Below are 23,090 nucleotides of genomic sequence, written 5' to 3'. Positions count from 1 at the left end.
CTGCCAATATAATTAATGTATATTAAATGGAATATCGGCTAAATATATGTATAAATAATAGAAAAGCCTTGCATTTACTGAATACTGGTGTTAATCTCATATCATTAAGTTGAAATGAAGAAATGAGAGGTCACTAACATGACAGAAAATCAAAAAGTTGTATTAGCATATTCAGGTGGTTTAGATACATCCGTTGCAATTCCTTGGTTAAAGGATAAGGGCTATGATGTGATCGCATGTTGTATCAATGTGGGTGAAGGCAAAGACCTTGATTTCATTAAACAAAAGGCATTGAATGTTGGCGCAGTTAAAGCCTATGTAATCGATGCGCTTGAAGAATTCGCTGAAGATTACGCGATGGTTGCCTTACAAGGGCACACTTTTTACGAGGGCGAGTATCCATTGATCTCGGCACTTTCTCGGCCTTTAATCAGCAAAAAGCTGGTTGAAGTTGCCCAAGAAGAAAATGCGACGGCAGTGGCCCATGGTTGTACCGGTAAAGGTAATGACCAAGTTCGTTTTGAAGTTGCCATTCATGCCTTGAACCCTGCACTTGAAGTTCTAAGCCCTGTTCGTGATTGGCACTGGTCTCGTGAAGAAGAAATTGAGTATGCGAAGAAACACAATATTCCAATTCCAATTGATTTGGACTCACCATACTCGATTGATGCCAATATTTGGGGTCGGGCTAATGAAGCCGGCGTATTGGAAGATCCATGGGTCAGTGCGCCAGAAGATGCCTATGCTTTGACGAAGCCGATTGACCAAACACCAGATGTCCCAACTGACATTGAAATTACTTTTGAACAAGGTGTACCAACGCAATTAAATGGCAAAGCAATGCAGCTTGCGGACTTAATTCAAGAACTTAACCAAATTGCCGGCGAAAACGGGATTGGCCGAATTGACCACATTGAAAACCGGCTTGTTGGGATCAAGTCTCGTGAAGTTTATGAAGCCCCAGCTGCCACCGTATTAATGAAGGCCCACAAACAACTAGAAGACTTGACGTTTGAACGTGACTTGGCCCACTTCAAGCCAGTCATTGAAAAACAGTTAAGCGAAATGATTTATAACGCACTTTGGTTCTCACCATTGATGGATGCGTTGTTGGCATTCCTCAAGACGACCCAAGAAGTGGTCAGTGGTGTGATTAAAGTTCAATTATTTAAAGGCAACGTTATTACGCTAGGACGTAAATCAGAGAGCTCACTCTATGATAAGAATTTAGCAACTTATACTGCCGCAGATTCATTCGATCAAGAAGCTGCTAAGGGCTTCATCAAGTTGTGGGGCCTGCCAACAACGGTTTACTCACAAGTTAAAATGAAGAATCAGCAGTCAGCTTTTGTGACGGCTGTGACGCAAAACAAGAAGAGTAAGGTTAAAGTCGCGGTTAAGTCTAGCGAGGCACAGCACACGGAGGCGACTAAATAATGGCAACCAAAAAACTCTGGGGTGGTCGGTTTCAAGAACAGGCAGCTGCATGGGTTGATGCTTTTGGTGCCTCGATTTCCTTTGATCAATTGATGGCTGAAGAAGACATTGAGGGCTCCTTAGCACACGTCAAAATGCTTCAGCAAACGGGTATCGTACCGAGTGAAGACTGTGATCAGATTATTGCTGGGTTGGAGGGCATTCAAAAAGATCTGGAAGCTGGTCAGATTGAATTTGATGTTGCCAACGAAGATATTCATATGAATATCGAGAGCATTTTGACGCAACGCATCGGACCGGTAGCGGGTAAACTGCATACGGCCCGGTCAAGAAATGATCAAGTTGCCACCGACTTTCATTTATACCTTAAAAAACGGCTGCCGAAAGTCATTGACGAGATCACCACGATTCAAACGACGTTAGTGACGCTTGCGGAACAAAATGTCGAAACAATCATGCCGGGTTATACCCATCTTCAACACGCTCAACCGATTTCATATGGTCACTATCTCATGGGCTATTATCAGATGTTTAAACGTGACAAGGAACGATTTGCGTTTAATGAAGTGCATACTGATATCTCACCTTTAGGGGCTGCAGCGTTGGCTGGGACAACCTTTCCAATTGATCGTCAAATGACGGCCGAAACACTTGGCTTTTCGCAAGTGTATGCTAATTCACTTGATGCGGTTTCAGACCGAGATTTTGCGTTGGAATTTTTAAGCAATAGTTCAATCTTAATGATGCATTTATCACGTTTTTGCGAGGAACTGAGTATGTGGGTCAGTCATGAATTCCAATACTTGGAACTTTCGGACGCGTATACGACCGGTAGTTCGATCATGCCACAAAAAAAGAACCCAGACATGGCTGAGCTAATTCGTGGTAAGAGTGGTCGGGTGTATGGTCATCTAATGGGGCTGTTAGCAACCATGAAGTCATTGCCGCTGGCCTATAACAAGGATCTGCAAGAAGACAAGGAGGGCGTATTTGACACCGTTAAAACGCTTCTACCGGCATTAAAAGTGTTCAATGGGATGTTATCGACGGTTCACGTTAAAGTTGATAACATGAAACACGCAACGGAAAACGATTTTTCCAATGCAACTGAACTGGCCGATTATTTAGCAGCTAAGGGGATTCCTTTTAGAGAGGCGCATGGGATCGTGGGTCAACTCGTTTTAAAGGGGATTCAGACGCACCAAAACCTGCAAGATATGTCATTGGCAACGCTCAAACAGGCATCACCAGCCATTGAAGCTGATGTCTATGAAGACCTGAAGTCGGAAGTGGCTGTAGCTCGCCGTCATTCAGAAGGTGGTACTGGCTTTGATCAGGTTCGTCACCAAATTGCGCAGGCTAAGCAGGATCTAGCGCAGTAAGCCGATTTTAACAACACAATTTAGCAAACAAAAAGGTACCCGCCATGAAGAATGGCGGGTACCTTTTTGTTGAACACGCGTGGTGCATCTAAATCATGCAGGTTTATTTATGATACTGACGGTGTTCTTTAATTAATGATTTTGCTTTTTTGGTGTCATCTTGATGTTCTTCGCGTTTGAGAAACTTGTCACGCTTCTCATCTTTGAGGTCTAGTTCAGCAAATTTACCGAACATTGCGTTGAGATCATCTTGTCGTTTGACCTTTAGCCCCATTATGAATCAACTCCTTTGGTTTGCAGTTAGTTTAACACGCACTTGGTACGCTAGGCAAGTTGTTTGCCACGGGAATGTGACTGGGAATGGCCTGTGTCATGATTGTGTCGGTGAACAGCAAAGATTAAAAAGTGAAAGTAATGACGGTTTTCGTTATTCATTAATTAATTGAATAATGAATATCAAAAGTGAATATTTTGCATATAACGCTTACATTTTGTATAAATGATACTTTTTTAGGAATTATATTGCATAAAGAATGAAAAAGGTGTATTGTTTAATTTATTAAAATTTAGAGAGGGAGTTCGATGAATGAAAGTTCAGGGGAAGAAAATTTTACTTACTATCGTGACATTGTGTTTATCACTTGTCGTATTCGTGACAATTCAGCCAACTCATCAAACCGCTTATGCAGCGGATCAATCACTTCAAAAAATTAAGGATAAGGGGACCATTGTGATGGCGACGTCGCCTGATTACCCACCATACGAATTTGAAGTTAACCATGACGGTAAAGATCACATTGTGGGCATGGATGTTGACATCATGAAAAAAGTCGCCAAGGATCTAGGCGTCAAATTGGTGATCAAGAGCATGTCGTTTGATTCGGTGCTGGTGGCTGTTGAAACCGGTAAAGCTGACGTTGCCATGAGTGGTATTAATCCAACACCAGCACGGCGACAAAGTGTTGATTTTTCCGAGATTTATTATAATGGTGGTCAGAGTTTTCTGATTGATAAAACGGATGCTGCTAAGTACAAAACGCAAGCTAATCTTGCCAATAAAACGATTGGTGCCCAAACTGGGACGTTGCAGTATAACTTAGCCAAACAAAAGATTCCCGGTGCAACGGTGAAAGGGATGGATAAGTCTACTGACTTGGTCCTCGCCCTTAAAACCCACAAGATCGATGCGTTAGGGATTGAAACACCTTCAGCAGAAGCTTATGTCAAAAATGATCCTGATTTAGCCATGATTAAATCAAGTTATCCATTGAATAAGAACGAGACTGGTTCAGCAATGGCCTTTAAAAAGGGTTCTGATAGCTTAGTGACTGCGGTTAACAAAAGTATTAATGAAATTAAAGCTAAGGGATTAGTTAACAACTACCTTGCAGATGCCGGTAAGTATATGAAGGTGAATACCGTCAACACTTCAATGTGGCATTACTGGTCATATTTCGCCAAGGGGATTGAGTATACGCTGATTATTTCCGCAATTTCAGTTGTGATTGGGGTGTTACTTGGGACACTATTAGCTTTGATGCGCTTCAGTAAGAGTAAGATCATTCATGCGATTGCCGTTGCTTATATTGAATTCGTTCGTGGGACACCGCTGATGGTTCAGGTGTTATTCGTTTATTTCGGAATCGGTATCATCGTGAATTTACCGGCCTTACTTTCAGGTATCATCGCCGTGTCGCTTAATAGTGGTGCTTACGTTGCCGAAATTATTCGTGGCGGGATCAATTCCGTTGCAAAGGGCCAAACAGAAGCTTCAGCTAGCTTAGGGCTTAATAAAACGGACACAATGCGGTTTGTGGTATTGCCACAGGCTTTGAAAAACATCTGGCCAGCACTTGGTAATGAATTTGTTTCCTTGATCAAGGAAAGTTCAATCGTTTCGATTATTGGGGTTACTGATTTGATTTATCAACTTAACATTGTCCGGGCGGATACTTACCGTGGTGTCATGCCAGTATTTGTTGCCATGATTATTTACTTTATTATCACGTTTATATTAACAAGAATTCTAAATCATTATGAAGGGAAGATGAAACATGCCAAGTGATGCATTAATTGAAGTCAAAAAATTGCAAAAAAATTACGGTGAGAATGAAGTTTTGAAGCAGATTGACGGCGTTGTTAAACCAGGCCAAGTTATCTGTGTCATCGGACCTTCAGGATCAGGTAAGAGTACCTTCTTAAGGTGTTTGAATCTACTTGAAAAACCGACTGGTGGTGAAATTTTGTTTGAGGGACATGATACAATGTCGTTTTCTGAAGCCGAATTAACCACAATGCGTGAGCGAATGGGCATGGTTTTCCAAAGCTTTAACTTATTTCCCAACCTCACTGTGTTGGAGAATTTGAAGTTAGCACCGATGCGCGTGAAACACATGGCTGAAGATGACGCTGCCAAAAAAGCACTGACACTCTTAAAACGGGTGGGCTTGGCCGAAAAAGCTGACGTTTACCCAAGCAGCCTTTCTGGTGGTCAACAACAACGGGTGGCGATTGCTAGAGCTTTGGCAATGGATCCCGAAGTGCTCTTGTTTGATGAACCTACCAGCGCACTTGATCCAGAAATGGTTGGTGAAGTTTTGGCAGTTATGAAAGAACTCGCTGAAGATGGGATGACAATGGTTGTCGTGACTCATGAAATGGGTTTTGCGCGCGAAGTTGGCGATGAAGTTTGGTTTATGGCGGATGGGTATATTCTTGAGAAAAACGAACCTAATGCGCTGTTTAACCATCCCCAAAATGAACGGGCACAAGATTTCATTAGTAAAATTATTGGTAATTAAATTGCGACACCTATTTCACTAACTGTGACGTGATTTTGGCAGCAAAAAGCACCGAATTTCCGGTATTGGAGGTTCGGTGCTTTTTTGAGTTTACTGCGATTTGGTGGGATTTTGAAATTAATCAGTTGGCTAATGATATTAATTGAAGCAAACACCCATTCGGGGTATAATGGATTGCTGGTTCAATGAACGATGGAAAGCTTATTAAGGAGGTGTCAACTTGGCATCTGAATACCTAGAACATAAATTGGCGTTGTTGCCAGATATGCCTGGCATCTACATGATGAAAAACATCAATGGTCACATTATTTATGTTGGGAAAGCAAAAAATCTCAAAAACCGGGTCCGGTCCTACTTCAAGAGTAGTCACGAAGGTAAAACGGCGCGGTTGGTTTCTGAGATTGCTGACTTTGAGACAATTGTGACTTCGACCGATAAAGAGGCTTTTTTGCTTGAAATCACGATGATTCAAAAGCATCAGCCTCATTACAATATTAAACTAAAACAGGGAACTGGTTATCCCTACATTAAAATCACGAACGAACGGGATCCACAGATGTTGATTGTCAGTACAGTGCGTAAGGATGGTGCCTATTATTTTGGTCCGTACCCCAACGTGTACGCTGCTGAAGAAACGCTTCATTTTCTCCAGAAGGTTTATCCATTGAGACGCTGTAATGGCTATCAGAATCGACCGTGCCTATATTATCACATGGGGCAATGTCTTGGCGCATGTTTTAAAGAAGTGCCAGAAGCCACATATCAAAAGCAGATTGAACGAATCAAGTCCTTTTTAAACGGTAACGTAGCCACCGTAAAACGTCATCTGAATAGTCAAATGACCAAGGCTGCCGAAAACCTTGAGTTCGAACGTGCGGCCGAGATTCGTGACCAGATGCACTATATCGAAGTCACGGTTGAAAAGCAAAAAATTATCTCTAACGATCAGACACCACGAGATATTTTTAACTTTTACTTGGACAAAGGGTGGTTGTCAGTTCAAGTGTTCTTTATTCGGCAAGCCCGCTTAATCAAACGTGAGAAACGGTTATTTCCAATTGTGAACAGTGATATTGAAGAAATGACCAGTTTCATTATCCAATTTTATCACCGAAAAAATAGTGTGTTTCCCAAGGAAATTTTAGTGCCTGATAGCTTACCCAAAGACATTTTACAAGAGATGTTGCCAATGCCAGTACGGACACCACAACGGGGTGAAAAACGAGCCCTTCTCGAGATGGCCGGTAAAAATGCGCGGTTAGTCCTGGAGGAAAAATTCCGCTTGCTTGAATTGGATGAACAAAAAACTACTGGTGCAATGAAGGAAATTACGGATGCGCTCGGAATTGCACCCGGTCACAAAATTGAGGCGTTTGACCACTCGCACATTCAAGGCGCCGATTTGGTATCAGCAATGGTGGTCTTTGTGGACGGTCAACCCAACAAGAATTTGTATCGTAAGTATAAATTAAAAACGGTGGATCATGCCGATGAAACGGCCAGTACCAAAGAAGTCATTCGTCGGCGGTATGAACGGGTGTTAAAGGAACACGATCAACTGCCAGATTTGATTTTAATGGATGGTGGTCCAATTCAACTGGAAGCTGCTAAAGACGTTTTGGAAAACGAATTGGGCTTGACCGTGCCAGTAGCTGCCATGGTCAAAAACGATAAGCATAAAACGGCTGATTTACTTTCGGAAGTAAACGATACGCCGTTACACCTGGATCCTAAATCACAGGGCTTTTATTTATTACAACGGATTCAAGATGAAGTGCACCGGTTTGCAATTACTTTTCATCGCAAGGTTCACGCTAAAAATTCACTGAGTTCACGGCTGGATGATATCAGCGGGGTCGGGCCAAAAACCCGTAATAAGCTGCTACGCAAGTTTGGCTCAATGAAAAAAATTGCGGCGGCTTCGACCGATGACTTACGAGAATTGGGCATCTCAAAATCCGTTGCGGATACGATTCACCTCACGCTTGCAAAGTCGGCTGAGGGTCGTTAAATGGGAAATTCCTAAATATTCCAAATAACGGTGGTAATTTACCTGTAATCATTGGATAATGACTAGGGTTAGCTTCATGTGCAGGAATTAGAAGATAATGGAGAAGAATATGTTTGTAGATCACGTAACAATAAATGTTAAGGCCGGTAATGGCGGCAATGGTATGGTCGCATTTCGGCGGGAAAAGTATGAGCCTAATGGTGGCCCAGCCGGTGGTGACGGCGGTCGCGGCGGGAGTGTTGTGTTTAAAGTCAATCAAGGACTGAGAACCCTGATGGACTTTCGATACAACCAAAAATTTAAGGCAGATCATGGCCAAAACGGTGGTATCAAGGGGATGACTGGTCGTGGTGCTGAAGACCGCGTTATTCTAGTACCTCAAGGAACTACGATTGTGGACGATGAGTCCAATATGGTCATTGCTGACTTGGTTGAACCTGATGACCAGGTGGTTGTTGCCAATGGTGGTCGTGGCGGACGTGGCAACGTTCACTTTGCGACACCTAAGAATCCAGCACCTGAACTCGCCGAAAACGGCGAACCTGGTGAAGAACGCCGCGTGCGGTTGGAACTTAAATTACTTGCTGATGTTGGCTTAATTGGTTTCCCTTCAGTTGGTAAATCAACCTTATTAGCGGCAATCACAAGTGCCAAGCCTAAAATTGGAGACTATCATTTTACGACTTTATCACCCAATCTTGGGATGGTGCGTTTAAATGACGGCCGCGACTTTGCAGTTGCTGACTTACCCGGTTTAATTGAGGGTGCAGCCAACGGAATTGGTTTGGGGATTGAATTTTTACGTCATATCGAACGAACTCGAGTGCTCTTACATTTAATTGATGTGAGTGGTTTTGAGGAACGAGATCCATATGATGACTTCCTTAAAATTAATGCCGAACTTGAAAAGTACGATCCGGATTTACTCAAACGGCCACAAATTATTGTTGCCACTAAAATGGATTTACCAGATGCAGCTGAAAATTTAGCCGCACTTAAAGCAAAATTAGCAACTGATCAAACGTTGGCAACGCCACCAATCGTGATGGCGATTTCCAGTGCAACGCATCAGGGGCTGACGCCGCTCATCGAAAAAACAGTCGAAGTCTTGGATGCAACACCGGCCTTCCCAGTTAAGGGTGTGGATGACCTTGAAAAGATGCTGATTTCCGACGAGACGCCTGACTTAACAGCTGATTTTGAAATCAATCGTGATGAAGACGGGACTTGGGTCCTCAGTGGCGCTAAGATTGAACGGCTGTTCCAAATGACCAATTTGGATCATGAGGAAAGCACACTGCGTTTTGCTCGACAAATGCGAGGCATGGGTGTTGATGAAGCGCTGCGTGAAAAGGGTGCGCACAATGGTGATCTCGTGCAAATCGATGATTTCACTTTCGAATTTGTAGAATAAGTCGCAAAAAACAAACGTTTCAAGAGAAACGGGGGAGAATTGATGCAACAGTCAGGGAGTAAGCGGCTAGCACATAGTCGCTATATTTCTGGATTTGACGGCATTCGGACAATTGCCGTAATCGGTGTAATTGTCTATCACCTGTTACCCTACAGCCTACAGGGTGGTTACTTAGGTGTGCCGATATTCTTTGTGGTTTCAGGATATTTAATTACAGATTTATTGTTACAAGAATACGAACAAAACGGCCGAATCGATGTGCTTAACTTTTACGGTCGGCGGATGAAGCGGCTTTCCCCAGCGCTAGTGACCATGGTTTTGACGACCGCGGCCTACATTACGCTGTTTCAACGCTCACTATTTGTGAATCTTAAGGCGATCATTACGACCAACCTGCTGTACGTTTATAATTGGTGGGAAATTGGTCATGGTCAATCATACTTTGACCGGTTTAACGGTGAATCACCATTTACCCATTTATGGTCGCTTTCAATTGAAGGTCAATTTTACTTATTTTGGCCGGTGATTTTGATTTTATTGTTGTCACTTTTTCGCCAGCGAAAACAAATTTTTTATTTGATTTTAGGCTTGGCGGTGCTATCTGCGATTTGGATGGGTGTCTTATACGCCGGTGTAGCAAGTACGAACCGAGTTTATTACGGTACTGATACCCGGATGTTTGCCATTCTGCTCGGCGTAGCTTTAGCATTTCTGTGGCCGGCAACCAAGTTAAAGACCGAGTTGCCGGTTAAGGCCAAACACCTGCTTGATGGCACTGGTATCGTCAGCATGGTTTTGATTATTTGGTTATTTTTAACCATGTCTGGTCAAAGTACCTTCACTTACCGTGGTGGCATGTTTTTATTCACGTTGCTATCAGCGATATTGGTGGCAACCGTTGCCCATCCCGCTGGTGTTATGAACCGAGTCTTGAGCAATCGACTGTTTGATTGGGTGGGTAAACGAAGTTACGGTATCTATCTTTATCAATTTCCCATCATGATTTTTTATGAGGCCAAAGTAACTAATATTGCTGATCATCCAGTGCTCAACGCACTTATCGAGACGTTACTCATTTTGATTGTGAGTGACTTGTCGTATCGATACTTGGAACGGCCAGCGCGGCACTACGATTATTCGCAACTGCCCGCTCGTTTCAAGGCCTTCATCAAGCATCCAGCATTGGTCGGATGGCAACGATACGTGGTTGTACCGGCTGCACTCATTGTGGTTGTTGCGTTATTTGGTGCGGCAACAGCACCAAGTCACTTAGCAGCCAACCAGACCGCACTTCAGCACAAAATTCAAAAAAATCAAAAACAAGCCTCTAAGTCCAATCAAGCCGCGCTCAAGAAACAACGAGAAGCTGCAAAACAGACGGCTAAGCAAAAGAAGGCCGATGCGGCTTGGGCGAAGGTCAAATTAAATTCACATCAAAAGCAATTGGTCAAAAGTTATGGTTTAACGAAACGCCAAGTTGTTTTAGCCAAAAGAATACCGGTCACCGCAGTGGGTGATTCGGTCATGGTCGATGTTTCTTCTGATTTAAGACAGGTTATGCCAAATACCTATGTTTCCGCTTCAGTTGGCCGTCAGATTTGGCAAGCACCGCACCAGATTCAAGCGTTACAGGCTCAAGGTGCGTTAGCGCAAAATGTCGTGGTTAATTTGGGCACCAATAGTCCAATGACTGATGCTCAAATCGATAAGGTGATTCGAATGATTGGTCCTAATCGTCAAATATTTTGGATCAACACGCATGTGCCAACTCGAAACTGGGAAACTTCCGTTAATCGGACCATCGCCCGAGCAGCTAAGCGTTTTTCAAACGTGACGTTGGTTGATTGGCATTCTTTAAGCAAAAATCATAAAAATTGGTTTTATAAGGATAATGTTCATCCGAACCCGACCGGTAATCGTTATTTGACCCGATTAGTTGTCCGTCATTTGACGGCAAATGCTTAATCCGATTTACGCCATCAAATTCGGCAAAAGGTGAAAAATAGTGCCGCGAATTCTTTCAACAAGGATTCGCGGCACTATTGATTTAGTCCTGATGGGCCAATAATGAGTTTCGAACATAGAAGGGCGACTATAAAGTAATGCTGATTGCTGCTGGTGCGGCCGAAAGTTGCTGACCACTTTGACTGTAAGCACCTGAAAATTGAACGGTCATCGTTTTTACTTTGAGATTGGTTGGGCCAACCAGAATCATTGCCGTGAATTGCTTTGATTGATGAGCACCAATGACTTGACCGGCGCTAGCGTCGCTTAAGCTGTTGCCAGTGTTGATCAGTGATTGATTGAGTTTGATTTTTTTGATACCGTCAATCGCAACTGGTTTTGACCGTTGGTTTCTAACTGTAAAAGTGAGTTGAATCGTCTGATAGGGGTTAGGTAATTTAGCAAGATTAAAGGCTTGTTCAGCCATTTGCTTTGCTTTTTGGGTTTTGGCGTGGTTGGTGATTTGTTTGACTCGTGTTAATCGGTAACTTAATAACTGACGGCTGGTTTTACGCGTAAGGGCGTCAGTTGACTTCAAGGTTAATTTAGTGCCAGCCTGATCATAACTAAACTGACCAGGTAGTCGTAATACACCAGATTTCTGATATTGGTGCTTTTCTTTTTCGGCCTTAGGGACTTGATATGGTTTCATATTGGCTTGGTCAGAAGCAGCCTTTTCTGGCGTTTTGGTGCTCGAAGTTGAACTGGTGGTACTGGTCGCAGAAGTCACCGAAGATTGTTTGTGACTTTGACAACCAGCTAAAGTTAAACTGAGAAAGATAGCCGTGATAAGAATTGCCCGTTTTGGCATATGTAAGCCTCCTATTTGAATAATAACCAGTGGTTCGATTGCCGAAAACCAAATAATCGAGTATGGTCTGCGTCAACCACTGTTAAGTCGCCGTTGGTGATATTGAGATTTCGAAATCTTTCAATGGTGAGCGGTTGTTCGTCTGTTGATTGACAGACGAGTTGTCCTTGTTCAACTTTGACGGCTGTAATGGGTTCAATCGGATCGCCATCAATGGCAAGCTTTAAAGATGGTTCCAAATGGTGAAAAAGTGTGACCAGCTCATTTAACTCCATGAACGTGTTACCTCCTGTCTGTTATTATACGATATTGGCTTGTATTCGTAAAAAAGTGGCTTGCAGACTGTTCAATTAATCAGACAAACTGGTCAGTTATCTGCTACAATTATAGATGTTGCTGACAAAATGAGCTAGTCAAATACAGTCGTATTCAGACGTATTTGATGGCGTAAAACATATATGATGAAATATTATCAATATGATCGAGATAGAAAAGGACGACGAACATGCAAATTGAATTTTTAGGGACTGGTGCGGGTGCACCGGGAAAGTTTAGAAACGTTAGTAGCCTAGCATTACGGTTACTTGAAGAAAGAAATTCGATCTGGTTATTTGATGCCGGTGAAGGAACGCAACACCAAATTTTAAGAACCACGATTAAGCCCCGAAAAATCGATAAAATTTTTATTACCCATCTTCATGGTGACCATATTTTTGGCCTACCAGGCCTGCTAAGCAGCCGTTCTTTCCAAGGTGGTAACGAAAAGTTAACGATTTATGGACCTAAGGGCATTCGGAATTTCGTACTGACCAGTCTGAAGGTATCCGAAACCAAACTCTCTTACTTTATCGACTTTGTTGAATTAAGCGAGGGTGGCAAAATTTATTCAGATGATAAATTTACGGTATACGCGCAACACTTAGACCATAAAATTGAGTGTTTTGGTTATCGCGTCGTTGAACATGATCACCAGGGTGAATTGATGGTCGATCAGCTGAGAGCAGATAACATTCCATCCGGACCAGTGTATGGTCAACTTAAGGCTGGCAAAACCGTGACGTTGCCAGATGGCCGGACCGTAAATGGTCAAGATTACATTGGTCACGCTCAAAAAGGCCGCATCGTGACGATCTTAGGTGATACCCGGAAAACACCGAATAGTTACAAATTGGCTGAAAACGCCGATGTTTTAGTTCATGAAAGTACGTTTGCCAAGAATGAGGCCACCATGGCGCACAATTATTTCCATTCAACTAACCTTCAAGCGGCTCATATCGCCAAAGATGCGCACGTTGGGCGGTTATTATTAAACCATATTTCGGCTCGTTATAACGGTAAGTTAGCGCACGAGCTTGAAAACCAAGCCCAAAGTGTGTTTAAAAAGTCTAAAGTTGTGAAGGATTTCGATTTGATTGATATCCCGTTTGACAAAGAACGTGAATAGAAAGGTGAACATAATGAAACGACAGGGTAAAGTGATTTTAGCCATTATACTGGTGATTGTAATTGCGGTATTTTCAGTATTGAATACAACAAGTGTGCCGATTCATTTTGGCTTTGCCACCGTGTCTTGGCCGTTAGTGCTCATTTTGCTCGTGGCCGTTTTTGTGGGCGCCTTACTGATGTTTTTATTTTCAACGATTGGTAATTATCAATCAAAAAAAGTGATTAAGACACAAGCAACCAAAATTCAAACGTTAGAACGGCGACTGACACATCTTTCACAGACTGATTCGTCGACGACACCGACAAAAGCAAAGGATGATAAGCGTGATTGAAGCACATTATGATTGGCAAGTTAAGGCAGTAGACCAGCCTTCACCTGAGGCGGTTACGCTGGCTGAGTCACTTGATTTACAACCAATGATCACTCAAATCTTACTTAATCGTGGCTATAATTCTGAAGCACAAATTCAAGCTTTCTTGAATCCTGACTTAGGCCAATTACATGATCCAATGCAAATGCACGATATGCAAAAGGGAATTGACCGAATTCAAAGTGCCATTATGAATGATGAGCACGTGACGATTTATGGTGATTACGATGCGGATGGCGTGACGAGTACGGCCATTATGTATGAAACACTGGAACAGCTTGGTGCGGATGTGGACTACTTCATTCCAAACCGATTTGTGGATGGTTATGGTCCTAACGTGGCCGCTTTTGAACGATTGATTGAAGCCGGTACCAAGTTAATTGTTACAGTTGATAATGGTGTATCTGGTCATGATGCCATTGCAAGGGCCAACGAATTAGGTTGTGATGTGGTTGTGACGGATCACCACGAATTGCCAGAACAACTACCCGAAGCTTCCGCAATTATTCATCCACGTCATCTAGATGGCGATTATCCCTTTGGTGGCCTATCTGGTGCAGGGGTGGCTTTTAAGGTGGCAACTGCTTTACTTGAAGAGGTTCCCCAAGAATTACTTGATTTGGCAGCTATTGGCACAGTAGCCGATTTGGTACCGCTGGTAGACGAAAACCGAGTGATTGTGGCGGCAGGGTTACAGTTGCTAGCTCAAACTGATCGAATCGGCTTGGTCGCACTTATGAAGCAAGCCGGAATCGATGCAGATCAACTGGACGAACAAACGATTGGCTTTGGGATTGCGCCACGATTGAATGCACTTGGACGTCTAGACGACGCTGCACCGGCCGTTAAGTTACTCACGACCCTGGATGATGAAGAGGCTGAAAAGCTTGCTGAACTAACCGAAAAACAAAATAAGTACCGACAAAAATTAGTCGCAGATATTAGCGAGGTTGCTTTAAAACAGGCGTCAGATGCGCAACATCAACAACATTCAACCCTGATCATTACCGGCAGTGGCTGGCATGAAGGAGTTCTTGGTATTGTGGCCAGTAAGGTTGTTGAAGCGACTGGCAAACCCACCGTGGTGCTTGACGTAAACTCTGAAGCAGGCACTGCGAAGGGTTCGGGGCGAAGCGTTGCAAACTTTAATCTATTCGACGCGTTTGATCAACACCGTGATTTACTTGTGAACTTTGGTGGGCATGCGGCGGCCGTTGGGATGACTGCTAAGGCCAATCAGCTTGAGGCGTTACAGGCCAGTTTTGATCAGGCAGCGATTGACCAGCAATTGTCAGATCAGCCAAAAGTCGCCTTGCCGATTGCGGCGCAGTTACCCTTGGGCGAAGCCACTGAAGCATTTTATCAAGCCCTCAGGCAGTTGGCCCCCTTTGGAACCGACAACCCTGTTCCAAGCTTTTTGTTTAAACCAGCTGATTTAAAAGATGTTAAAGCAATTGGTGCCGATAAAAAACATCTCAAGTTTCAAATGGTCGATCAAGATACGACTTTAAACGCCATTGATTTTGGCCAAGGTCGTTTGGCGACTGCTTTACAAAGTGCCTCAACTCAAGTTGAATTAATTGGTCAAATCGACCTCAACGTCTGGCAGGGACGATCATCAGTTCAGATTATGGTCAAAGACATTGCCGTTGACGGCATGGTGATTACGGATCAACGAACGCAACAGTTACGTCAGCAGATGTTTACTGATCCACAAGGCACCTACGTTTTCTTTAACCAACGACTTTATGAACAGCTAAAGTCCCAACTATCACCAACAGCTACCAGTTGGTTACTGGCGGATGCCGATCGTTTGGGGCATTTAACGGCCAAGACTTTGTATTTGGTGGATTGTCCTGATCAATTAGCGGATTTGAAACTAGCCTTAACTCATATTTCGGCCGATCAAATCGTCGTTTATTTTTATTTAAAAGAAAGTCATTACCTTTTGGGGATGCCAGAACGGGCACAGTATGCTAAACTATTTAGGTTCGTTAAAACGCACAGTGACGTGGACGTCGCACATCGATTGAACGAATTGGCCAAATTTTTAGAGATTGTGCCAGCGCAATTAGTTTTGATGCTTCAGATTTTCCAAGAGTTATCCTTTGTCACCATCGTTCAGGGAAAACTCAATCAAGTGCCGTCGCCAACGCACCGGCAAATTACTGAAGCACCAAGTTATCAACGCCGACAACAACAAATTGAGACTGAGAAACAATTATTGTACAGCGAAACTGCAGAATTAAAAGCCATGCTAAGATCGCTAATTACACAGGATTAAAGGAGTTTTTGAGTTATGACTATGGATTTACACAAGTATATTGCTACGGTGCCTGATTATCCGGAACCTGGCGTCATGTTCAGAGATATTTCACCACTGATGGCGGATGGCGATGCTTACCGTTACGCCACCGATCAATTGGTTGATTACGCACGTAGTAAGAACGTCGAAATGATTGTTGGACCAGAAGCTCGCGGATTCATAGTTGGCTGTCCAGTCGCTTATGAATTAGGTGTCGGTTTTGCGCCAGCTCGTAAAGAGGGCAAGTTACCTCGAGAAACTGTTAAAGCGACGTATGACCTAGAGTATGGCCAATCTGCTTTATACTTACACAAGGATGCCATTAAGCCAGGTCAACGCGTACTCGTCACCGATGACTTACTGGCAACAGGGGGCACAATCAGTGCAACCATCAAATTGGTTGAAGACCTTGGCGGCATCGTCGTCGGTACAGCCTTCATTATTGAATTGAAGGATCTAAATGGTCGAGAAAAAATTAAAGACTACGATATTTTCAGTTTGATGGAATATTAATGTTGATGACAGGCTAGATATTATCCAGAATGAGTTGCAAATTAACCTATTTTTGGTATAATTATTTAGTGTGTTATGGAGAGTTGGCAGAGTGGTAATGCACCGGACTCGAAATCCGGCGAACCGGCTAATACCGGCGCGCAGGTTCAAATCCTGTACTCTCCTTAGTGGAATTCGCATAGTCCCCAATAGCTACCTAAATGGTTGCTGTTGAGGTTTTTTTTATTTTCCAAAATCCGATTAGTCCATGATAGATAGGTAAAATATCTAAACCAATATCTAAACCAGTTGGACCCGTCTAACGGAGGCGAAAGCCACGCTTTTACATAAACATTCATATTTTGGACAACAATATTCCGAACGAATTTGAATTTAACCAGGGTGGACTTAGTAGTCCGAAAAATTGCGGATAGCACGTTAGGTCTAACAATTTTATAAAAATATAATTATCAAAAATAGATAAATTCAAATGATAAATGTGAGAAAAATCACATTTAAGATATATTATTAATTTAATGATGAGTATGAAACTAATCTAATAATTATAATTAAATAAAAAATTCACAAAAATATGATAACAATACTTGATGATGCCAACTTTTTAAAAATTTGTACGTAAAAACTTATAAAAGTCCTTTACTTATTCATGGGGATTCAGTACAATATTGCTTGTACTTTCTTTTCGAAGCACATTCTCAACTACCAAAAGAGCCCCATCTGTGACCGTTACGGATCGCAGATGGGGCTTTTTTGTATGAAAAATTAACTGGCTTGTTCCTGGTGGTTAGCTTCGTGAGGGAGCTTTTCGTAGACGAAACTTTGATCGTTTGGGTGATAAACACCAAAAATTTCGCCAACTTTAGTGAAGCCCATCTTATTGATTAAATGTTGCATTGGTTTGTTATCGGCGTGCGTATCGATTCGAATACTCTTGATTTCAGGATGATCCGAAACAACGTGGTTGATCACAGCTTCAAAAAGCTGAGTTGCGTAACCGTGACCGGCGTGGTTTGAGTGAACCGCTACCCGATGGATCACGATATAGCTATCCGAGTTGTTTAACCAAGTGCCTTGCATTGTGTCGTATGAGGTATCTGGTGGGGTAACGACTGCAATAGCACCCACCGTTTCGTTATCGTCTGATTGTGCCAGATAGGCAAAACCGTGATTGATATCGTAGGTGATTTGGTCGCGAGAAGGGTAGTCACCCTGCCATTGATCAACACCGCTTTCTGCGAGTTGGTTACTGCCGTCTTTTAAAATTGCAATAATTGTATCCAAATCAGTTAAAGTTGCTTTTTTTAATTCCAAAATATCGACTCCTTTACGTAAAATCACTCCTACAAGATTACGCTAAGTCGCTAATAATTACCAGAAAAAAATCTCATTTTTTCAACTTTTTGTTATTTTTAGTTATGAAGTTGTAAAGAATCTGTTAATCAATATACATTTTGGATAGGTAAACTGAATAGCATTAAACAGAAATGCGGGTGAATTAATGAAAGTGATCGTGAAATGGTGTGTTGTGTTAGGTACGATCTTTTTGGTGGGCTGGCAAAGTTATCAATTTAGTCAGAGCGTTACTGTGGCTTCTTCACGTGCTACGGCTACTTTGGCCGTTCATAAGCAACGTCAAACGATGACCAAGCCGGTCATTGTGCTTCCGAGACACAGTTTACACGTGATCATCACAGCATATAGCTCCGAGCTGACCTCAAGCAATCAGTCCTTTTCCTATCAGCTTTACAGAAATGGACATTTGTATAAAACCTTACGTGCGACACACGGTCATACCGTGGAGGTTTTACACGTGAAGTCTGGGGCGTATACCCTAAAAATTAAGGATGGACACCAGCTCATTTTTACGGGTGGCCTTTCGGTCGATAAAGATCCGCACTTCATCTAGTGCTTGTGCAGATTAATTGCGCAAAAAGGTGATTTCCGGCATACTGGGGTTATAACAAGTCTGAGTTTGTAAAGGAGTGATGGTCGTGTATCAGCGAATTTTAGTCCCCCTTGATGGTAGCCAAAATGCTCAATCTGCATTAAAAACAGCGATTCAAATTGCGAGATACTTTGGCTCCACTTTAATTCTAATGTCGGTAGCCGATCAGGGCAGTATGTCGATAGCTTCTGGTAGTTTACCTTTAGATTTGAGCCAAGAACTTGGTAAACGCGCACAACAGATATTAAATGAAGGGCAATCCACCGCTGAAACTGCAGGTGTTGCCATGGAATCATTTGTAACAGAGGGTATTCCCAAAAATGAAATTGTGAGCGCAGCCGAAGACGAAGAGGCTGACTTGATTGTGATCGGTAAATCAGGAGCTGACGCCTTAAACCGATTATTAATTGGCTCAACCACCGCGTACGTGGTTCGCAGGGCGCCCGTGCAGGTTTTGGTCGTTAATGCGGAAGAAAATTAACGATTAGTCGATATATCAACGCGTTAACAAAAGCGGCTCCAATGGTGATCCCATTGAAGTCGCTTTGTGATTATACTTAATTTATCTCGCTTTGATTGATCGACCAACGGGCATTTCTCTGCGTTGGAAGTAATAAGAGGATGAATAACCAGATACCACCGATTAGGGGAATGATGCTAATTAAAAGCCACCAATTACTGTGATTGGAATCGTGAAGTCTGCGCGCTCTAACGGTGAAATTAGCACACCATGCTAAGAGTAAAAGAACACCGAAAATGAGTGAGTTGGCACTGAGTGATAATGCGTAGTGCCCATTGTGCAAGTAGCCTTGTTGGTGAGTTAAAACTGCGTAGAGCCAGATAACTATGCCATTAATGATATAGGCAGTCCAGTACTGCGCCCGAGTGGCAGTGGCATTAAAAACGAATAATTTTGTCCAAAATTCTTGATAGTAACGTATCATGGTTTCCTCCGAACGATTATTTGACAATTAAATTGGATTTGAATAAGTACCCACATGATGGACAACGGTTCATCCCATAATAGATGGTCATTTGACGACGACACTGGGGACAATTACCCGGAATGCCACGACGGATTTTTTTAAATGTGGTTGGCTGGTCGTTTTTTTCAGTCAAGGTGAGCACCTCCTTTGATTGCCCGATTAATTAGGTGAAATCGAGTGTTTTAGCGAAAAAAACGACCAATTGTCATCGGACAATCAGTCGTTTTTCAGGTTTAATCTGTAGCAACAAAGCCATTATCAACTAAACTCGTGACGACTTCGTTAAGTTGATCAGCCGTCCCGTCAACGCTGATTGAAATAGTGGCGCCTTCTGGTACGCCTAAGCTCATCACGCCAAGTGAACTATTGGCAATCGTGGTTGTGCCTTGGTACTTCAGCATAATTTTAAATTTATACTTTGACAGTTCATTCGTTAGTTGGTTAACGGCATCGCCAGTTAATCCGCCAGCGGCAATTACTTTAACAGTTGTACTTTCCAAATCGAACACCTCATTTGTAATTTAGCTTACTTTAATTATAACCCTTACTGCCGTAATTTGAGCGAAAAAGACCTGATTACATGATAATAGTTGTTTAATTCAATCAGATTCTTTATAAATAATTGCTGACAGAGTTGGTTACGGCATCATTTGGAGTGGGCGATGATTTGTTTGCAAATGAATAAAGTGTTGATTTATCGAAGGCTAAGACTGGTGGAACATGACTAACCCTTAACGTCGGATAGGAAGAAAGTAACTTAGAAGTTAGTTTCTTTACTTTTTAAGTTCGAAATCGTCCAGTTGGTTAGCTTGGGTAAAAAATGTAATTTGCAGTGAAATTTGACGAAATAGTTTATAATGATTTTATCGAAAAAATAATGAGGCGAAAATATGCATATTGGAATTGACCAACTCGAATTTTATGCACCATCGACGTATTTGGACTTAACGGAACTTGCCGACGCAAGACAAGTTGATCCAAATAAATATCTGATCGGTATCGGACAATCTCAGCAAGCAGTGATTCCAGTCACTCAAGATGTTGTCACCATGGCTGCTAATGCGGCCAGTCGTGTGATCAATGATGAAAATCGCAATAAAATCGCGATGGTTTTGTTTGGCACTGAATCGGGAATTGATCATTCAAAGTCGGCAGCAATGTATCTCAAACGGCTGTTGCAGTTACCAGACAATATTCGGGCAATTGAATTGAAACAGGCCTGTTATGGCGCTACTGCAGGGGTGCAGTTTGCCCGGGATTATGTTGCATTACATCCAGAACAGCAGGTTTTAGTTGTCGGGTCTGACATTGCGCGATATGGTTTGAAGACACCAGGAGAAGTGACTCAGGGTGGTGGTGCAGTCGCGATGACGATTAGTGCCGAACCAGCCTTGTTGAATCTAGATGACGTATCGACTTTTCGTTCAGAAGATATTATGGATTTTTGGCGACCACTGTATCGGACAGAAGCGCTGGTTGATGGTCGGTACTCGGAGAATGTTTACATTGATTTCTTTAAGGCTGTTTGGGCGAACTATCAGTCACAGACCAACCGACACATCCGTGATTTTGAAGCATTCGCGTTTCACTTACCGTTCACTAAAATGGGTCTAAAAGCACTTCGAGCTGTGTTGCCAGAAGCCAGTGAGCAACAACAAAGTCAATTGATGACGAATTTTGAAGCCAGTCGAGTTTACAATCGATTAGTTGGTAATCTGTACACAGGCTCACTTTATTTGAGTTTACGGTCACTTTTTGACCAAGCCACGCTAAAGCCAGGTCAACGGATTGGCCTGTTCAGCTATGGTTCTGGTGCAGAAGGGGAGTTTTATAGCGGTACGATTAGTGACAAGTTTGATGTCGAGGCCTCAAAGGCTTGGTTTGACCATTATTTTGCTAATCGAACCCAAGTTGATGTGGCAACCTACGAGCGACTATTTAAGCAACAGTTACCCAACCACGATGTGTTACTGGATACACGGCAAGATGATGCTCGTTTTGTGTTGGCGGGCATTAAGCATGATCAACGCCAATACGTCGATCGAGAGGCCTAAGTAACTTGAGACAACAACTTTGATGCAAATAGGCAAGGTTTTTGCGTCAATAAAAAGTCGTCGATTTCGAATTTGCTCGAAATCGACGACTTTTTCGCTGTCTCAGATTCTTAAAAAATAACCTTTAGTAAATCTGGTCACGGTATAAGCCAATGACTTTACCTAAGATTGTAACTTGATTTAAAATAATTGGTGCCATCGTGTCGTTTTCAGGCTGCAAGCGATAGTAGTGATCTTCTTTATAGAATCGTTTGCAGGTGGCTTCATCATCCTCGTTCATGGCAATCACAATTTCACCATTCTCAGCAGTGTGTTGCTTTTTGACGATGACTTTGTCACCAGTTAAAATACCAGCGTTAATCATACTCTCACCGCGAATTTGTAACATAAACAATTCACCGGCCTCATCCACTAACTGATCGGGAATTGGGAAATAATCGGTTGCTTCTTGAACGGCTAAAATTGGTTCACCAGCAGTAACCGTCCCAAGCACCGGAATTTTAGTGGGTGTCGTGACAATGCCAAGGGCATCGATACCCAGATCGGTTACCTCTAGCGCCCGTGGTTTGGTAGGATCTTTGATGAGATAGCCCTTCTTTGATAGACGAGCAATATGGCCATGAACGGTGGAAGTTGAACTTAAGCCAACCTTTTCGCCAATTTCTCGGACAGTTGGCGGATAACCGTGTGACTGAGTCTGGTCATAAATAAATCGCAAGATTGCGAGTTGCTTTGAATCTGATGATTTTGTCATGGGTTCACCTCTAACAGTCGGTCTAATTTAGCCTAGCATAGCACATTTTACGTCGAATTTCAAACACCTGTTCGGGTATTGGTGACAACTATCCACTAAATGTAGGCTAACTCACTCAGAATTGTTGAGCTTCTGACTTGCCCCCATGGTCTAATCGTTGTATTATGAAAAGTTGTGTAAAGTAAAGGAGTGAATGGCATGGCAGATACTGAAATGAAGGCATTGATCGAAAGAATTAACGCGCTTGCCAAAAAAGCAAAGGCTGAAGGCCTTTCTGAACTTGAAGAAATTGAACGTAAGGATTTACGCCAAAAATACCTGAAGAAATTCCGTGAAAGTTTTAAGAGTCAAATCGAAATGATGCAGATCTTCGATAAGTCGGGTAAAGAAGTTACCCCACAAAAAGTTCGTGATATTCAAAAGAAAAAGGGGCTACGTGACTAGCTTTTGCAGCAATGTGTGAGAAGTCCTTTTAAAATGAAGCGTTTTTGTGTAATATTGTTTAATGGAAGCTAGAGTAAAGGAGGCACAACCACTTGAGCACTGGAATTTGGATTCTTATTGTGATCGTTGCATTATTGGCAGGTTTAGCAATTGGGTTCTTTGCAGCACGCCGTTACATGGAGAAGTATATCCGTGAAAACCCACCTATCAACGAAGATCAGCTGCGGATGATGATGATGCAGATGGGCCAACGTCCTTCTGAAAAGAAACTGCGTCAGATGATGAACAGCATGAAACAACAACAATCAGAAAAATAGTCACTAAATTGGCTGATAAAGGGCTTTAGGAGCAATCCTGGGGCTCTTTTTATTATTTCTATCATTTAATAATTATGTTATCGTTAAAATATTAA

At 42.6% G+C, this 23,090-nt stretch carries 23 protein-coding genes and 1 tRNA gene; 17 read left to right on the top strand and 7 right to left on the bottom strand.

The genetic code is table 11. From position 1 onward, the window contains the following. Positions 1–138: 138 nt before the first annotated feature. Entirely contained in the window at positions 139–1,437 is a 1,299-nt protein-coding gene (locus FD04_RS07700; protein ID WP_054701126.1) for an argininosuccinate synthase, read from the top strand. Next, a complete protein-coding gene (argH, locus tag FD04_RS07695) occupies positions 1,437–2,819 on the top strand; it encodes an argininosuccinate lyase (protein WP_056948073.1) in 1,383 nt (460 codons plus the stop codon). The genes FD04_RS07700 and argH overlap by 1 nt, the downstream gene beginning before the upstream one ends. A gap of 103 nt (positions 2,820–2,922) precedes the next feature. On the opposite strand, the gene FD04_RS12695 is transcribed toward argH, so the two are convergent. Further along, the gene (locus FD04_RS12695; RefSeq protein ID WP_169790169.1) at positions 2,923–3,093 is read right to left on the bottom strand and encodes an SPJ_0845 family protein; all 171 of its coding nucleotides are present in this window, start codon (positions 3,091–3,093) and stop codon (positions 2,923–2,925) included. 312 nt (positions 3,094–3,405) lie between these two features. Here FD04_RS12695 and FD04_RS07690 point away from each other — a divergent pair, with 312 nt between their 5' ends. The 5 genes from FD04_RS07690 to FD04_RS07670 all read left to right on the top strand — a co-directional run bounded on the left by FD04_RS07690 (position 3,406) and on the right by FD04_RS07670 (position 11,010). Next, positions 3,406–4,884, top strand: coding sequence for an ABC transporter substrate-binding protein/permease (locus FD04_RS07690; RefSeq protein WP_082603168.1), 1,479 nt, complete (start codon positions 3,406–3,408; stop codon positions 4,882–4,884). Beyond that, a complete protein-coding gene (locus tag FD04_RS07685) occupies positions 4,874–5,620 on the top strand; it encodes an amino acid ABC transporter ATP-binding protein (protein ID WP_056948071.1) in 747 nt (248 codons plus the stop codon). The genes FD04_RS07690 and FD04_RS07685 overlap by 11 nt, the downstream gene beginning before the upstream one ends. 220 nt (positions 5,621–5,840) lie before the next feature. Further along, complete coding sequence (gene uvrC, locus FD04_RS07680) at positions 5,841–7,631, top strand: excinuclease ABC subunit UvrC (RefSeq protein WP_056948069.1); 1,791 nt, start codon at positions 5,841–5,843, stop codon at positions 7,629–7,631. Between the two features lie 109 nt (positions 7,632–7,740). After that, positions 7,741–9,045: a GTPase ObgE gene (obgE, locus tag FD04_RS07675; protein ID WP_056948067.1), complete on the top strand. Its 1,305-nt coding sequence runs from the start codon at positions 7,741–7,743 to the stop codon at positions 9,043–9,045. 42 nt (positions 9,046–9,087) lie between these two features. Then, positions 9,088–11,010: an acyltransferase family protein gene (locus FD04_RS07670; RefSeq protein WP_056948065.1), complete on the top strand. Its 1,923-nt coding sequence runs from the start codon at positions 9,088–9,090 to the stop codon at positions 11,008–11,010. 127 nt (positions 11,011–11,137) lie between these two features. On the opposite strand, the gene FD04_RS07665 is transcribed toward FD04_RS07670, so the two are convergent. Further along, positions 11,138–11,860, bottom strand: coding sequence for a hypothetical protein (locus tag FD04_RS07665; protein ID WP_056948063.1), 723 nt, complete (start codon positions 11,858–11,860; stop codon positions 11,138–11,140). A gap of 11 nt (positions 11,861–11,871) precedes the next feature. Then, positions 11,872–12,135: a hypothetical protein gene (locus tag FD04_RS07660; RefSeq protein WP_054701120.1), complete on the bottom strand. Its 264-nt coding sequence runs from the start codon at positions 12,133–12,135 to the stop codon at positions 11,872–11,874. 230 nt (positions 12,136–12,365) lie between these two features. Here FD04_RS07660 and rnz point away from each other — a divergent pair, with 230 nt between their 5' ends. The 5 genes from rnz to FD04_RS07635 all read left to right on the top strand — a co-directional run bounded on the left by rnz (position 12,366) and on the right by FD04_RS07635 (position 16,660). Beyond that, entirely contained in the window at positions 12,366–13,304 is a 939-nt protein-coding gene (gene rnz / locus FD04_RS07655) for a ribonuclease Z (protein WP_056948061.1), read from the top strand. A 13-nt stretch (positions 13,305–13,317) separates the two neighbouring features. Next, positions 13,318–13,638: a LapA family protein gene (locus FD04_RS07650; RefSeq protein ID WP_056948059.1), complete on the top strand. Its 321-nt coding sequence runs from the start codon at positions 13,318–13,320 to the stop codon at positions 13,636–13,638. Further along, positions 13,631–15,961, top strand: a complete 2,331-nt coding sequence (gene recJ, locus FD04_RS07645) for a single-stranded-DNA-specific exonuclease RecJ (RefSeq protein ID WP_054701115.1) — start codon at positions 13,631–13,633, stop codon at positions 15,959–15,961. The genes FD04_RS07650 and recJ overlap by 8 nt, the downstream gene beginning before the upstream one ends. Positions 15,962–15,976: 15 nt before the next feature. Then, positions 15,977–16,495 (top strand): adenine phosphoribosyltransferase, encoded by a 519-nt coding sequence (locus FD04_RS07640; protein ID WP_056948056.1) that lies wholly within the window; start codon positions 15,977–15,979, stop codon positions 16,493–16,495. A 77-nt stretch (positions 16,496–16,572) separates the two neighbouring features. Continuing rightward, positions 16,573–16,660: transfer RNA gene (locus tag FD04_RS07635), tRNA-Ser, on the top strand. Between the two features lie 597 nt (positions 16,661–17,257). Here the strand turns inward: FD04_RS07635 and FD04_RS07630 are convergent. Beyond that, positions 17,258–17,806 carry a GNAT family N-acetyltransferase gene (locus FD04_RS07630; RefSeq protein ID WP_056948054.1) on the bottom strand — a complete coding sequence of 183 codons (549 nt, stop codon included), beginning with the start codon at positions 17,804–17,806 and terminating at the stop codon, positions 17,258–17,260. 187 nt (positions 17,807–17,993) lie between these two features. Here FD04_RS07630 and FD04_RS07625 point away from each other — a divergent pair, with 187 nt between their 5' ends. Both FD04_RS07625 and FD04_RS07620 read left to right on the top strand, forming a co-directional pair. Beyond that, the gene (locus FD04_RS07625) at positions 17,994–18,401 is read left to right on the top strand and encodes a hypothetical protein (RefSeq protein WP_054701108.1); all 408 of its coding nucleotides are present in this window, start codon (positions 17,994–17,996) and stop codon (positions 18,399–18,401) included. A gap of 85 nt (positions 18,402–18,486) precedes the next feature. Then, positions 18,487–18,921, top strand: a complete 435-nt coding sequence (locus FD04_RS07620; RefSeq protein WP_056948052.1) for a universal stress protein — start codon at positions 18,487–18,489, stop codon at positions 18,919–18,921. A 76-nt stretch (positions 18,922–18,997) separates the two neighbouring features. Here FD04_RS07620 and FD04_RS07615 read toward each other — a convergent pair whose 3' ends face one another. Then, positions 18,998–19,384 (bottom strand): DUF805 domain-containing protein, encoded by a 387-nt coding sequence (locus FD04_RS07615; protein WP_054701102.1) that lies wholly within the window; start codon positions 19,382–19,384, stop codon positions 18,998–19,000. A gap of 275 nt (positions 19,385–19,659) precedes the next feature. Further along, the gene (locus FD04_RS07605) at positions 19,660–19,926 is read right to left on the bottom strand and encodes an HPr family phosphocarrier protein (protein WP_056948048.1); all 267 of its coding nucleotides are present in this window, start codon (positions 19,924–19,926) and stop codon (positions 19,660–19,662) included. A gap of 390 nt (positions 19,927–20,316) precedes the next feature. On the opposite strand from FD04_RS07605, the gene FD04_RS07600 reads away from it, so the two are divergent. Next, a complete protein-coding gene (locus tag FD04_RS07600) occupies positions 20,317–21,480 on the top strand; it encodes a hydroxymethylglutaryl-CoA synthase (RefSeq protein WP_054701099.1) in 1,164 nt (387 codons plus the stop codon). A 124-nt stretch (positions 21,481–21,604) separates the two neighbouring features. Here the strand turns inward: FD04_RS07600 and lexA are convergent, their stop codons facing one another. After that, positions 21,605–22,234 (bottom strand): transcriptional repressor LexA, encoded by a 630-nt coding sequence (gene lexA / locus FD04_RS07595; protein WP_054701096.1) that lies wholly within the window; start codon positions 22,232–22,234, stop codon positions 21,605–21,607. A 198-nt stretch (positions 22,235–22,432) separates the two neighbouring features. Between lexA and FD04_RS07590 the strand changes: the two genes are divergently transcribed. Together FD04_RS07590 and FD04_RS07585 are read left to right on the top strand one after the other, a co-directional pair. Beyond that, entirely contained in the window at positions 22,433–22,678 is a 246-nt protein-coding gene (locus FD04_RS07590; protein WP_056948047.1) for a DUF896 domain-containing protein, read from the top strand. A gap of 92 nt (positions 22,679–22,770) precedes the next feature. Beyond that, a complete protein-coding gene (locus tag FD04_RS07585) occupies positions 22,771–22,995 on the top strand; it encodes a YneF family protein (RefSeq protein ID WP_054701091.1) in 225 nt (74 codons plus the stop codon). Positions 22,996–23,090: the final 95 nt, after the last annotated feature.

Origin of the sequence: Secundilactobacillus odoratitofui DSM 19909 = JCM 15043 (genome assembly GCF_001434895.1) — a bacterium.
Taxonomy (GTDB): Bacteria; Bacillota; Bacilli; order Lactobacillales; family Lactobacillaceae; genus Secundilactobacillus; species Secundilactobacillus odoratitofui.
The sequence above is the reverse complement of the archived record's forward strand: the minus strand, read 5'-3'. Positions and strand labels throughout refer to the sequence as shown.